A 13,755-nucleotide genomic window follows, 5' to 3' on the forward strand; every position below is an offset into this window, starting at 1 on the left:
TCTCGACCACACCCACATTCAACGCCGCACCCTTGCGCCCACCGTCGAACGACACGTCCCCGCACCGGGGTGTGCCTCATCGGCCGCGCCGCAAACTTCTGGAACGCCGCGCCTCGGCAGCGACGCGTGCGGCGAGGTTTCAGCGGGAGCCGAGCGCGCCGGGAGTGACGGATTCGATGAGCGCCCAGGTCTGGGCGATCGGAATGTCGATGACGAGGTAGCGCTTCTTGCCCGCCGCGGTGGCCGCGATGACGGTGGCCAGACCGGCGCGGCGCTGCCAGAAGGATTGGCGGACGGTCCAGCCGATGACGCCGGGGGCTTCGAGGCAGTCGCGGTCGCGGTCGAGGCTTCCGGAACGGGTGATGAGCCACGCGGGGGAGGTGGCGGTGCGGGGGAGGACGACGTGGCCGAGGCCCCGGTAGCGGTCTTCGGCCAGGGCGATCGCGATGATCGCGGCAATGCCGGGCAGCAGCCACCACAACGGCGGGACCGGGCCTTCGAGGGCGAAGGCGAGCACCGCGAAGGTCAGCAGGACGACGGGCGACAGTGCCCGGAAGTAGCGGCGACGGCGCGCGGCGGGACCGTGGCGGGTGAGCCGCGCGGACATCTGCGCCAGGGGTTCGCCCGCGGAAGTGCGGCGCGACGCGTCGCCAGTGCTCAGCGCAGGAGCAACGGGCGCACCGGTGGCACTTGGACTCGCCGCAGCATCGTGGAGCTCTGGCGTCGCCGGTCCACTCGGAAGCGGCAGCCCGACAGCGGCCGCACCTGGCTCGGCGCTCGGTGGCGTGCGATCGGGCTTCGCGCCCCCATCCAGCAACTCCCCCAACGTCCGTTCGACCGCGGCGCGCGGGGCTTGCGGGAGGATCTTCTGGCGCGGGTTCTCTCCGACCATGATCGCCTCGAGTTCGGCTGCGCCCGAAAGACGAAGCAGCAGTGGCTCGTTCACCGTGGCGCCGCGGAACCGGGCCAGGTCGAGGGTGATCTGTCTGGTGGTGAACAGGCCGTGGCGCACGTGCAGGGTGCGGCCGTTGTGCAGGACGCGGAGGCCGAAATAGGTTGTCAGGTACCGCGTGCAGGCCGCCAGGCTGACCACGAGCACGATCGCGGCGAACAAGCCGAGCACGACGAGCGCGATGGCGACGGCGGTGCCTTCCCCGATGTCGTGCGCGGCGTCGGATTCGAACAGCCGCTGGCCCAACCCGTATTGGAACGCCGCGCCCACTATCGGCGCCATGACGGCGAATCCGGTGAGCGAGAGTGGCGCGTACCGCACCCACTGCGGCCGCCAGTGGCCGATCTCGCGCGCGGCCGAATGTTCTTGTGCCGCTGTGTCGTCCGATACGCCGACGGCGGGAGTGGTCGGTGCCGGTCGGGCTGTGTGCGCGAGCAGTTCCGCGCGCAACGCGGGTACCACCCGCGCGTCGAGCGAGTCCAGTTTGAACTTCTCACCGCTGTCGGCCTGCTGGCCGGTGCCGATGACCACCACGGAAAGTCCGAGCGCTCGGTGCAGCAGGTCGGATTCGATGTCGACGGACCGGATCCGGCTGCGCGGCACCGAAAGCTCCCTGCGCTGCAACAATCCGGTGCGCAATTCGACATGTGTCGGGCCGACCCGGTAGGTCGTGGTGAACCATCTGGTCAGCGCGAACCCGACGATCAGCACCAGCGGGACGATGCTCCAGGCGGGATTGCCGCTGCTCGTGCCGAGGATGATCGAACCGATCAGTACCGGGATGAACTTGACCACCTCGGTGACCGGATGCACCAACAGCATTCGCCGATCCAGGCGCGCCCACGGTGGTCCGGCGTCGGCGGGCAGGCGCTCGGTCACGTCGCGTCCCCGCGATGCCGCGCGGCGATCTCGGTCAGCCGCGTGACGGTCTGTTCGGCGACCGGCAGATCCAGCGCCGAGATCTGCACCGCGCCCGCCGACGAGGCGGTGGTGACCGTCACCGTCGCCAGGCCGAGCAGCCGCTCCAGCGGACCGCGTTCGGTGTCGACCGTCTGTACCCGCGAGATCGGCGCGACCCGGCTCTCCTGGGCCAGCCAGCCGACCCTGGTGTACACGGCCTCGTCGGTGACCTCCCACCGGTGCACGGCGTAGCGCCACCACGGCACGACGGCGATGCTGAACACCGCGCAGACCAGCCCGATCGCCAGCGCGGTCAGCTGCAAGCCGCGGTGGCCCGAGTCCACCGCCATCCACACGAGCAGCGCGAGGAACGGCAGCACCCAAGCCAGCCCCGCCTGCACCGTCCACAGCAGTTTCGCCTTGGGGCTTGGACGCCAGGCCGGGTCGGCCATGATCGTGCGCGGCTGCGACATGGTTGTCATGGTTGCACGAACATTCACCGCCCCGCGCCACGCCGGTGGAATAACGGTGAGGCGCGGTGAGGTTGTGAACGCTCACGACGGGCTTCGCGGAACTCGCCGTCGCGGTGAGCTGACTACGCTCACACACGAGCACTGGAGGGAGACAGTCCAGGATGGGTAGCGCATGATCGAGGGCGTGACCGAGCTAGCGACACCGAGCGTCCCGCCAGTCCCGCCCAGCCCGTCGGCCATGCGCCGCGCGCTGCGCAGGGCCCGAGACGGGGTGACACTGAACGTGGACGAGGCCGCCGTGCTGCTGCACGCGCGCGGCGAGGACCTGGTCGAGTTGTGTCGCAGCGCGGCGCGGGTGCGCGACGCCGGTCTGGAATCGGCGGGCAGGTCGAAGACCATCACCTATTCGCGCAACGTGTTCATTCCGCTGACCCGCTTGTGTCGGGACAAGTGTCATTACTGCACGTTCGTCACCGTGCCGGGCAAGTTGCGGGCCGAGGGCAAGGGCATGTTCCTGGAGCCCGACGAGGTGCTCGACATCGCTCGCCGCGGCGCCGCGCTCGGATGCAAGGAGGCGCTGTTCACCCTCGGCGACCGGCCCGAGGCGCGCTGGCCGGAAGCGGCCCAGTGGCTCGACGAGCGCGGCTACGACTCCACGCTGGACTACCTGCGCGCCGTCTCGATCATGGTGCTGGAGGAGACCGGTCTGCTGCCGCACCTCAACCCCGGCGTCATGAGCTGGGAGGAGATCGCGCGGCTCAAGCCGGTGGCGCAGTCCATGGGCATGATGCTGGAGACCACCTCGACGCGGCTGTTCACCGAGAAGGGGGAGTGCCACTACGGCAGCCCCGACAAGGACCCCGCGGTCCGGCTGCGCGCCATCACCGACGCCGGTCGGCTCTCGGTGCCGTACACCACCGGCATCCTGGTCGGCATCGGCGAGACGCTGACCGAGCGCGCCGAGTCCATCATGGCGATCCGCAAGCAGCACAAGGCTTTCGGACACATCCAGGAAGTGATCATCCAGAACTTCCGCGCCAAGGACGACACCGCCATGCGCGACGCGCCCGACGCCGGTCTGGAGGAGTTCCGCGCGACCATCGCGGTGACCCGCCTGCTGCTCGGCCCGGACGTGCCGGTGCAGGCCCCGCCGAACCTGGTGTCGCTGGAGGAATGCCTCGCGCTGATCGACGCGGGCATCGATGACTGGGGCGGCGTCTCGCCGGTGACCCCGGATCACGTGAATCCCGAACGGCCGTGGCCGAATCTGGACACGTTGCGCGAGATCACCGAGGCGGCGGGCTACCAGCTCGTCGAAAGGACTTCGGCGCACCCCAAATACGTGCGTGCGGGCAACCCGTGGGTGGATCCGCGGATCGGCGCGCACGTGGCCGCGCTGACCGATCCCGCGACCGGACTGGCGAACCCGGACGCGCTGCCGGTCGGCCTGCCGTGGCAGGAGCCGGACGAATCGTGGGAGTCGGCGGGCCGGATCGACCTGAACACCTCGATCGACACCGAGGGCCGCAACACCGAGAGCCGCAGCGACTCCGCGCTGGGCCAGGACGTGGTCGGCGCCTTCGGCGACTGGGACACCATTCGCGAACAGGCGCGCGACCTGGCCGCCCCCGAACGGCTCGACGGGGACGTGCTCGCCGCGCTGCGCGCCGCCGAACGCGATCCCGCGGCGCTGTCCGACGCCGACTACTTGGCGCTGGCCACCGCCGAGGGCGTCGATCTGGAGGCGGTCACGGCGCTGGCCGACCAACTGCGCCGCGACACCGTCGGCGACGACGTCACCTACGTGGTGAACCGGAACATCAACTTCACCAACATCTGCTACACCGGCTGCCGCTTCTGCGCGTTCGCCCAGCGCAAGGGCGACGCCGACGCGTTCACGCTGAGCACCGACGAGGTCGCAGACCGAGCCTGGGAGGCGCACGTCGACGGCGCCACCGAGGTCTGCATGCAGGGCGGCATCGATCCGGACCTGCCGGTCACCGGCTACGCCGACCTGGTGCGCGCGGTGAAGCAGCGGGTGCCGTCCATGCACGTGCACGCCTTCAGCCCGATGGAGATCGTCAACGGGGCCTCGCGCGGCGGGCAGAGCATCCGCGACTGGCTGGTGGCGCTGAAGGAGGCCGGGCTCGACACCATTCCCGGCACCGCCGCCGAGATCCTGGACGACGAGGTGCGCTGGGTGCTCACCAAGGGCAAGCTTCCGACCTCCGCGTGGATCGAGGTGATCACCACGGCGCATCAGGTCGGGCTGCGCTCCAGTTCGACGATGATGTACGGACACGTCGACAACCCGAAGCACTGGGTCGGCCACCTGCGCGTCCTCCGCGGAATCCAGGACGAGACAGGCGGTTTCACCGAATTCGTGCTGCTGCCCTTCGTGCACCAGAGCGCGCCGCTGTACCTGGCGGGCGCGGCACGTCCCGGCCCGACGATCCGCGACAACCGCGCCGCCCACGCGCTGGCACGGATCATGCTGCACGGCCGGATCGACAACATCCAGACCAGCTGGGTCAAGCTCGGCACGGCGGGCACCAGGATGATGCTCAACGGCGGCGCGAACGACCTCGGCGGCACGCTGATGGAGGAGACCATCTCCCGCATGGCCGGCTCCCAGCACGGCTCCGCGAAGACGGTCGCCGAGCTCACCGAGATCGCCACCGGCATCGGCCGCCCGGCCCGGGAGCGCACGACGACCTACGGGCGGGTGGAGCGCAAGCCGCACACGTTGTCGCTGTCGGTGCGGTAGGCCCCCGCCGCGCGCGGGTGCGAAACTCGCACTCGCGCGACGGAAGGGTCGATGGGCGATTACCATCGTCCACTGGACGTCGGTGCGGATGCGAAGGCTCGGCACACCGGCCGCGACCGGGGGCGGAGCCGGTGAAGTTAGGGCAGGCTGACCAGTAGTAACGTGGGGTGGTCGGGATAGGGTTTCGCGTGGCGGACCATCCCCGCAGGTGAGGACAGACTAGGAGAGCGGCAGTGCCGTACATCATCGCTGAACCGTGCGTTGACGTGAAGGACAAGGCATGCATCGAGGAATGCCCCGTGGACTGCATCTACGAGGGTGGTCGCATGCTGTACATCCATCCGGACGAGTGCGTGGACTGTGGTGCATGTGAGCCGGTGTGCCCGGTGGAGGCGATCTTCTACGAAGACGACACGCCGGACCAGTGGAGCGGGTACGTGAACGCCAACGTCGACTTCTTCGACGAGCTGGGCTCGCCGGGCGGCGCGACCAAGGTCGGCAAGGTGGACTACGACCCGCCGTTCATCAAAGAACTTCCACCGATGGGCGAGTGAGACCGTAAGTGAGTTCGCGTGGCCGGGTCAGCGCTTTGCTGCCCGATTTTCCTTGGGACACCATCGCGTCGGTGAAGGCGAGAGCCGCGGCGCATCCCGACGGGATCGTCGATCTTTCGGTCGGCACCCCGGTAGACCCCGTCGCCCCGCTGATCAGGGCGGCATTGAACGCGGTCGCGGAGGTGCCCGGCTACCCGACCACGCACGGCACGCCCGAGCTGCGCGCCGCCGCGGTCGACGCGCTCAAGCGTCGGTACGGACTCACCGGCCTCGATCCGGCGGCAGTGCTGCCGGTGATCGGCACCAAGGAGCTGATCGCGGGTCTGCCGCGGCTGCTCGGCCTCGGCTCCGGCGATCTGGTGGTCATTCCCGAGATCGCCTACCCGACCTATGAGGTCGGCGCGCTGCTGGCGGGCGCCCAGGTGCTGCGTGCGGACGGGCTCACCCGGCTCGGCCCGCAGTCGCCCGCGCTGATCTACCTCAACTCGCCGTCCAACCCGACCGGCCGGGTGCTCGGGCTCGAGCACTTGCGCAAGGTGGTGGCCTTCGCGCGGGAGCGCGGCGCGATCGTCGCTTCCGACGAGTGCTACCTGGGCCTGTCCTGGGACAGCCGCCCCCTCTCGATCCTCGATCCCGAAGTGTGCGACGGCGACCACACCGGTCTGCTGGCGGTGCACTCGCTCTCGAAGACCTCGAACCTGGCCAGCTACCGCGCCGGTTTCGTGGCGGGCGATCCCGAACTGGTCGCCGAGCTGCTGGAGGTGCGCAAGCACTCGGGCATGATGGTGCCCTACCCGATCCAAGCCGCGATGACGGCCGCGCTCGGCGACGACGCGCATGAGGGCCAGCAGCGCGAACGCTACCGCGCCCGCCGCGAGCAGCTGCGAAACGCCTTGCAGGGCGCGGGTTTCCGCATCGACCACTCCGAGGCGGGGCTGTACCTGTGGTCCACGCGCGGCGAGAACTGCCGGACCACCCTGGACTGGCTGGCCGAGCGCGGCATCCTCGCCGCGCCCGGCGACTTCTACGGACCGACGGCCCGTGAACACGTGCGTATCGCGCTGACCGCGTCCGACGAACGCATCGCCGCCGCCGCGGAGCGCTTGCGCGCGAATTGATTTCGCCCGGTCGAGCTGGCTCCGGTGCGCTTACACTCGAGGCGCTCGATCGGCTCGGCGAAAGGTTTGCGATGCAGGGGGTGGGGCTCGCCGTCGGCGAGGTGTTCGCCGGATACCGGATCGAGCGGGTGCTCGGTCGCGGCGGGATGGGCACCGTCTACCTGGCCGGTCATCCCCGGCTGCCGCGACTGATCGCACTGAAGCTGCTCGACCGCGAGCTCTACGCCGACGAGGAGGCGCGGCGGCGATTCGAACGCGAGGCCGATGTGGTCGCGCGGCTGGATCATCCGAACATCGTGTCGGTGCTCGATCGCGGCGCCGACGACGGTGTGCTGTGGATTTCCATGCAGTACGTCGACGGCGGCGACGCGGCCGCGTTTCGCGGCAGGCCGATGGACCCGGCGCGGGCCGCCGGGATCGTCGCGCAGACCGCGGCGGCACTGGACTACGCGCACGACCGCGGCGTGCTGCACCGCGACGTGAAACCCGCCAACATCCTGTTGAGCGCCGCGCACGGCGGCGGCGACCGGGTACTGCTCAGCGATTTCGGCATCGCGAGGATGCGCGAGGACACCCGCCAGCTGACCAAGACCGGCGAACTGCTCGCCACGCTGGCTTATGCCGCGCCGGAACAGCTTTCGGACGAGGCGGTCGATCAGCGCGCGGATCAGTACGCGCTCGGCTGCACGCTGTTCGCCTTGCTGACCGGACAGGCGCCGTTCACCGCGACCAACCCCGGCGCGATCATCGCTGCCCACTTGACACGACCGGTGCCGAATGCCAGTGCGCTCGTGCCGGGTCTGCCGCCCGCGGTGGACGAGGTCATCGCCAGGGCGATGGCAAAGGACCCGGCGCGCCGGTTCGCGGGCTGCGGTGAATTCGCCGACGCGGCGGCACGGGCGTTGGCCGGGCGCGCGGCTGCCGCAGTGTCGCAAAGTCCAGCCGACTACTCGCCGCCGGTGCCCGCGTCAGTGTCGAACTCGGCTGACGCTCCGGGGTGGCAGGACGCGTCGGGTGCGAGTACGCCGCCCGCGGTTCCGCATCCCGCCGACGCGGTTGTCGCCCGCCGGCCTGCGTCCGTGCACAACTGGGCGAGCGATCCCGTGAGCCGAGCCCCAGGACGGCAGGTCTCCTCCGGCTGGCGGACGTTCTCCGTCCTGCTGCTCGTCTCGGCACTGGTGCTCGGGGTGGGCGGGGTCGCGGCCGTCGGCGTGTACTGGAAGTTCGTGCGCCCGAACCGACCGCAGCCCCTGCCGTGGGGCGCGCAGCATTCCATCGCGATCGCCTTTCCCGAGCTCATCCCGGCGAGCCCGGAGGGAACGGGCTGGCGTGGCGCACGCTGTCACGCGGCCGCGACGGTGGTGACCCAGCCCGGCGACCCGGTGCCGCTGCGCCAGATCGTCTGCACCGATCCGGACGGCGTCACGGCGTGGTACACCGAGTACGCGGGATTCCGCGATGTCCAGGCGTACCTGACGGCGCACGCCACGCTGACGGGTGAGCGCGAATTCAGCAGGCCGGGCGGGCTCCAGGTCTTCCGGCCGACCGATCCCGCCGCGCCGTTCGCGCTGGCCACGCACGGCTGGGTGGCCCCCATGGTCTCGTCGGTCTTGGTCGAGGTCGCCTGGCCGGGGCACACCTTCGACGAGGTCCGCGACCTGTGGTGGGCGCAGGCTCCGTTCTGATCGACTCCGACACGCGGAAGGGCTGGCGTCCGGACGTCGATTTGGGGCTAGCCTGAGTTATGGACGCTGTCACGGTTGTCCCTACGCCAGGCAACGAGCCGGTGCACACGTACGCGCCGGGGAGTCGCGAGCGCGAGCTGCTGGTGGCCGAGCTGGCCGAGATCTCCGCCGAATCCGTCGACGTGCCGCTGGTCATCGGCGGCAAGCACCGGCCGGGCATCGGCGAGCGGCACGAGATCGTCGCACCGCATCGGCATCGGCACGTACTGGGGACCTACACCGATACCACTCATTCCGAAGCACACGGCGCCATCGAGGCCGCCATCGCGGCCGCCCCGGGGTGGCGCACCATGCCCTTCGACGATCGCGCCGCGATCTTCCTGCGCGCGGCCGATCTGCTGGCCGGGCCGTGGCGGGAGACGCTGGCTGCCGCGACGATGCTCGGCCAGTCCAAGTCGGTCGCGCAGGCGGAGATCGACGCGCCCTGCGAACTGGTCGACTTCTGGCGGTTCAACGTGGCGTTCGCGCGCGACATCCTGGCCCAGCAGCCGCAGTCGAGTCCCGGCGTGTGGAACCGGATGGACTATCGGCCGCTGGAGGGGTTCGTCTACGCGATCACGCCGTTCAACTTCACCGCCATCGCGGGCAACCTGCCGACCGCGCCCGCGCTGATGGGCAACACGGTGGTGTGGAAGCCATCGCCGACGCAGACGCTCGCCGCGTTCTACACCATGCGGCTGCTGGAGGCGGCGGGCCTGCCGCCCGGCGTCATCAACATGGTCACCGGCGACGGGATCCAGCTCTCGGAGGTGGCGCTGACCGATTCGCGCTTGGCGGGTATCCACTTCACCGGTTCCACCCGGACCTTCCAGTCGCTGTGGCAGCAGGTCGGCGCGAATATCGGCCGCTACCAAGGCTATCCGCGGCTGGTCGGGGAGACGGGTGGCAAGGACTTCATCGTCGCGCACCCGTCGGCCGATCCGGACGCCCTGCGCACCGCGCTGATTCGCGGAGCCTACGAGTATCAGGGCCAGAAGTGCTCGGCGGCCTCGCGCGCCTACATCGCGCGTTCGGTGTGGCGGACCATCGGCGACGACTTTCTCACCGCGACCGCCGAGCTGAGCTACGGCGACGTGGCCGATCTGTCGAATTTCGGTGGGGCGCTGATCGATCGGCGTGCCTACGACAAGAACGTCGCGGCCATCGAACGGGCCAGAGCCGCGGGCGTCACCATCCCGGTCGGCGGCACCTACGACGACAGCGAAGGCTGGTTCGTCCGCCCGACGGTGCTGCTCTCCGACGACCCGCGCGACGAGTCGTTCACCACCGAGTACTTCGGCCCGATCCTCTCGGTGCACGTCTACGACGACGCCGAACCCGGTTCGTACGCGGCGATTCTCGCCGAGGTGGAGTCGGCCGCGCCCTACGCCCTGACCGGCGCGATCTTCGCCGACGACCGCAACGCCGCCGAACAAGCGGGCGCCGCACTGCGTTTCGCGGCGGGCAATTTCTACATCAACGACAAACCCACCGGCGCCGTCGTCGGTCAGCAGCCGTTCGGCGGTGCGCGCGCCTCCGGTACCGACGACAAGGCGGGCTCGCCGCTGAACCTGCTGCGCTGGACGGCGCCGCGCACCATCAAGGAGACATTCGTGCCACCGGTACAGCACCGGTACCCGCACATGGACTCGTGAGACCGGCGGCGCCGACACGTCGGCCGGAAGAGGGAGGCGTGATGCGTGACATTCTCGAGGACCGATGAACCCGCTGCGCCCGGCGATTCTCGCGGCGGCCGCTTCGCCGCGGATGAAGCGCGCGCTCACCGGGACCAAGCTCACCGCCGATATCGTCCGCCGGTTCGTGCCGGGTGAATCTCGGGCGGAATTGGCGCCGGTGGTGCGGGCGCTGCTCGGCAGCGGCAGGCTGATCAGCGTCGACTACCTCGGCGAGAACACCACCGATCGGTCCCGCGCCGATGCGACCGTCGCGGAATATCTTTCGCTGATCAACGAGCTCGCCGCGGCCGACCGGCCCGTCGAGCCGGAGGGCGTCGCGGTGCCGGTGGAGGTGTCGGTCAAGCTGTCCGCGCTCGGGCAGGCCTTGCCAGGCGACGGTCCCGCCATCGCCACCGACAACCTGCGCATCGTGTGCACCAAGGCCGCCGAGGCGGGGGTGTGGGTCACGGTCGACGCGGAGGACCACACGACGACCGACGCCACGCTGGCCACCGTGCGCGAGCTGCGGCCGGAATTCCCGTTGCTCGGCGCGGTTCTTCAGGCGTACCTGCACCGCACCAGGGACGACTGCGCCGAATTCGCGGGTCCCGGTTCGCGAATCCGGTTGTGCAAGGGCGCGTATCGCGAACCCGCGGCGGTGGCGTATCAGCGGGATGTCGAGGTGACCGATTCGTACCTGCGCTGTTTGGAGATCCTCATGCGCGGCGCGGGTTACCCGATGGTGGCCACCCACGACCCGGCACTCGTGCTGGCCGCCGAACACCTGGCGGCCGAAACGGTCCGGAGCGCAGGGACATTCGAGCATCAGATGCTGTACGGAGTGCGCGACGCCGAGCAGCTGCGGCTGGCGGCGGCTGGGCACGCGGTGCGGGTGTACGTCCCGTACGGCGACGAGTGGTACGGCTACCTGACCCGCAGGCTGGCCGAGCGACCGGCCAACATGCGGTTCTTCCTGCGCGCGCTGGTGGCGGGCCGTTCGGACACAGCCTGAGGGACCGGTACGCCTCAGACGAGCGGCTTGCCCAACCTGCGCTGTCTGCGCAGATCCCACAGGTAGAAGTTCATCGGAAAGAGCCTGAGCCGCTGGGGAAGTCGCCGGTGCACCGCGCCGATCGCGCGCAGCAGCAGAGCCAGCGCGCGATCCTGGCGCGGCGTCCAGCGCATCCCCATCTCGGCGCGCAGGTGCGGCGGCAGCAGGCCCGCGACGATGAATCGCTGCACCGGTGCGAACAGGCGCAGCGGCGGCGCGACCATCTTCAGCTCGACGAGACCGGTGAAGTATTCGCGGGTGCGGGCGTCGATGGTCTTGGTGGCCAGGTTGGTGGTCCAGTACTCGTCGAACGCGGCGCGGTCGGCGGGCCACAGCTCCCCGCGCATTTGCAAGGTGGTGCCGAGCCGGGCGGCGTACTGGTAGAACGCGTCCGCGCTCGCCGCGTCGAGCGGGCCGTGCAGCCGTTCCTCCAGGTCCACGATGCCCCAGTACAGGCAGGCGGCCACCCACAGCTGGAGCTTGGGATCGAAGGCGTTGTACTTCACCGGACTCTCGGCGCTGGACCGAATGCTGCGGTGTGAGGTGTCGACCGCCTCGCGGTACGCGGCGCGCTCCTCCTCGGTGCCCATCAGGGCGACGGCGAGATAGGTGAGCGTGGTGCGCAGCCGCTTCCACGGGTGCAGGGTGACCTTGCCGGAATCCACGGTGCTCTCCAGCACGCCGTAGGCGACCGGGGTCAGGCTCAGCTGCATGATCACGTTCGCGGTGCCGCCGAGGAAGGCGGCGACGCCGCTCCAGTACTTCTCGATGTCGAAGTCCTCGGCGGTGCCGTAGCGGCTGCCGGGCACCGGCTCGGGCGTCGTCGCACGAAGGGGCGCGGTCATCGTCGTCCTCGTCTTTCCGTTCACCGGAGTGAAGTGATGAGAAGGTCAGGGGCTCACCTTGTCATCTGAGGGCGGACGCTGTCAATTGCGGACCTCCGCATTCGCACCGCCAAGGCGCGTGCCACTCGGGTCCGGTGCGGTGAAGGTATGCGATGCTGACGTTGTCATCGTTTCGCCGGACGATAGGGTGGGAGACATGGCGAGCTTCACCAAATTGCTGCCGCTGGTGCGCAACTCCGGCCCGGAAGATCGCAATCAGGCGCGGGTGCTGGACGCCGCGCTGGTGGCCTTCCTGGATTTCGGCATCAAGCGCACGAGCATGGTGGAAGTGGCCCGGCGGTGCGGTCTCTCGCTGGCCACGCTGTATCGGCGCTTCGCCAGCAAATCCGATCTCATCCAGGGCGTCGCGCTACGTCAGACGCGCGAGTTCATCGATGAGGTGGACGGCGTGCTCCAGGGTCAGGTGGACCGGGACGCCAGCGCCGAAGATCAGATCGTCGCGCTGTTCGTCGCGTTCGTGAACGGCCTGCGCGGCAACCAGCTGGTGCACCGGCTGCTCGCCACCGAACCCGAGCTGGTGCTTCCGTTCCTCACCGTGAAGGGCGCGCCGATCATCGAACTCGGGCGCGACTACGTCGCCGAATTCGTCACGCGTCTTCAAGAGGAGGGCAAACTCCCCGCGTACGATCCAGCTCCGCTGGCCGAGATGATCGCGCGGACCGCGGTGTCGCTGGCGCTGACACCGCAGACCGTCATCCCGTTCGGCGACGACGCTGCCCTGCGCGAGTTCGCCCGCGACCACGTGGTCGTCTCGTTCCGGGTGCGCTGACGCCCGGAACCCAGCGATTCGAGCCGCGCCGACTCAGCGCGGAACGAGCCAGACTGGCACGCCGAGCACATCGGCCACCACGCTCGGCAGTGCGCCGAGTACGTCGGCGGTCTGGTCGGCGGACGTGCCCCAGGTGAGCGCCGCCACGGTGAACCCGGTTCCGTAGGAGGCCGAAGCCACCTCGGGCGCACCGACATCCGACCATCCCCACTTGGTGCCGAGCACGCCGGGCAGCTGCGCGGTGCCCCAGTTCTGCGCGGTGCCGTCGGCGGCGGTGTCGCCCGCCGTGGCCATCCACTGGAAGATCGGCGAGCTGGGATCCTGGAGTTGCTTGGCGTGCAGGAAGTCCGCGACATCGGCGCTGGTCGTGGTCGCGGTACTCCAGTCGCCCGCGCCGGAACGGGTGTTGGCGAGGCCGTACTCGGCGGCGATGGCATCGATGGCCTGCGGGTACTTGCCTTCCATGGCTCCGGCCGCTCCGTCGTCGGAGAAGCGGATCATGCGCTCGCCCCATTCGCGATCGGTCGCGGAACCGTCGCCGTGGCGCAGCGCGTAGTCGACGAGGAAGAGCTTGGACAGCGAAAGGGCGCCGCGAATCTCGTGCTGGTTCGCGGTTCCCCACGACGCGCCGACGCTCGATCGCACGGCGATCGAGGTGCGCGACGGGGTCTCCTCCCCATTTGGCTGAGCGTTTGCGGGCGATGTGCCCGATGCTGCGGCGCCCAGGGCGTACAGCGCTCCCGCGGCGAGTGACGCGACGATCATCCGATGGATCACGATTGCCTCCCGGCGTTCGACCTCCGATGTCGTGCCTTCATTCAGGAGGCAAAGCGTACGCGGGCGCTCGGTTCCGGCGTGGCGTAATG

Annotated in this window: 11 protein-coding genes; 7 read left to right on the forward strand and 4 right to left on the reverse strand. The window is 69.7% G+C overall.

Features of this window, described 5'->3' with window-relative positions; genetic code table 11:
* Nucleotides 1-139: 139 nt before the first annotated feature.
* Nucleotides 140-1,774, reverse strand: coding sequence for a PH domain-containing protein (locus AB0H49_RS12740; RefSeq protein WP_357250994.1), 1,635 nt, complete (start codon nt 1,772-1,774; stop codon nt 140-142).
* 53 nt (nt 1,775-1,827) lie between these two features.
* Nucleotides 1,828-2,325 carry a PH domain-containing protein gene (locus AB0H49_RS12745; RefSeq protein ID WP_355001878.1) on the reverse strand — a complete coding sequence of 166 codons (498 nt, stop codon included), beginning with the start codon at nt 2,323-2,325 and terminating at the stop codon, nt 1,828-1,830.
* 172 nt (nt 2,326-2,497) lie between these two features.
* Between AB0H49_RS12745 and AB0H49_RS12750 the strand changes: the two genes are divergently transcribed.
* The 6 genes from AB0H49_RS12750 to AB0H49_RS12775 all read left to right on the forward strand — a co-directional run bounded on the left by AB0H49_RS12750 (nt 2,498) and on the right by AB0H49_RS12775 (nt 11,176).
* Nucleotides 2,498-5,092 carry a bifunctional FO biosynthesis protein CofGH gene (locus AB0H49_RS12750; protein ID WP_357250610.1) on the forward strand — a complete coding sequence of 865 codons (2,595 nt, stop codon included), beginning with the start codon at nt 2,498-2,500 and terminating at the stop codon, nt 5,090-5,092.
* Between the two features lie 233 nt (nt 5,093-5,325).
* Nucleotides 5,326-5,646 carry a ferredoxin gene (gene fdxA, locus AB0H49_RS12755; protein WP_011211287.1) on the forward strand — a complete coding sequence of 107 codons (321 nt, stop codon included), beginning with the start codon at nt 5,326-5,328 and terminating at the stop codon, nt 5,644-5,646.
* 8 nt (nt 5,647-5,654) lie between these two features.
* Nucleotides 5,655-6,764, forward strand: coding sequence for a succinyldiaminopimelate transaminase (dapC, locus tag AB0H49_RS12760; protein WP_357250614.1), 1,110 nt, complete (start codon nt 5,655-5,657; stop codon nt 6,762-6,764).
* A 71-nt stretch (nt 6,765-6,835) separates the two neighbouring features.
* Nucleotides 6,836-8,449: a serine/threonine-protein kinase gene (locus tag AB0H49_RS12765; protein WP_357250617.1), complete on the forward strand. Its 1,614-nt coding sequence runs from the start codon at nt 6,836-6,838 to the stop codon at nt 8,447-8,449.
* A 59-nt stretch (nt 8,450-8,508) separates the two neighbouring features.
* Nucleotides 8,509-10,143 carry an L-glutamate gamma-semialdehyde dehydrogenase gene (gene pruA, locus AB0H49_RS12770; protein ID WP_357250619.1) on the forward strand — a complete coding sequence of 545 codons (1,635 nt, stop codon included), beginning with the start codon at nt 8,509-8,511 and terminating at the stop codon, nt 10,141-10,143.
* Between the two features lie 64 nt (nt 10,144-10,207).
* Nucleotides 10,208-11,176 (forward strand): proline dehydrogenase family protein, encoded by a 969-nt coding sequence (locus AB0H49_RS12775; RefSeq protein ID WP_355001873.1) that lies wholly within the window; start codon nt 10,208-10,210, stop codon nt 11,174-11,176.
* A gap of 14 nt (nt 11,177-11,190) precedes the next feature.
* Here AB0H49_RS12775 and AB0H49_RS12780 read toward each other — a convergent pair whose 3' ends face one another.
* Nucleotides 11,191-12,060 (reverse strand): oxygenase MpaB family protein, encoded by an 870-nt coding sequence (locus tag AB0H49_RS12780; protein ID WP_357250623.1) that lies wholly within the window; start codon nt 12,058-12,060, stop codon nt 11,191-11,193.
* Nucleotides 12,061-12,256: 196 nt separating this feature from the next.
* Between AB0H49_RS12780 and AB0H49_RS12785 the strand changes: the two genes are divergently transcribed.
* Complete coding sequence (locus AB0H49_RS12785) at nt 12,257-12,889, forward strand: TetR/AcrR family transcriptional regulator (protein WP_355001871.1); 633 nt, start codon at nt 12,257-12,259, stop codon at nt 12,887-12,889.
* 33 nt (nt 12,890-12,922) lie between these two features.
* Here the strand turns inward: AB0H49_RS12785 and AB0H49_RS12790 are convergent, their stop codons facing one another.
* On the reverse strand, nt 12,923-13,666 hold the full coding sequence (locus AB0H49_RS12790) for a hypothetical protein (protein WP_357250627.1): 744 nt from the start codon (nt 13,664-13,666) through the stop codon (nt 12,923-12,925).
* Nucleotides 13,667-13,755 lie beyond the last annotated feature (89 nt).

It is taken from the genome of Nocardia sp. NPDC050713 (assembly GCF_040654315.1).
Classification (GTDB): domain Bacteria; phylum Actinomycetota; class Actinomycetes; order Mycobacteriales; family Mycobacteriaceae; genus Nocardia.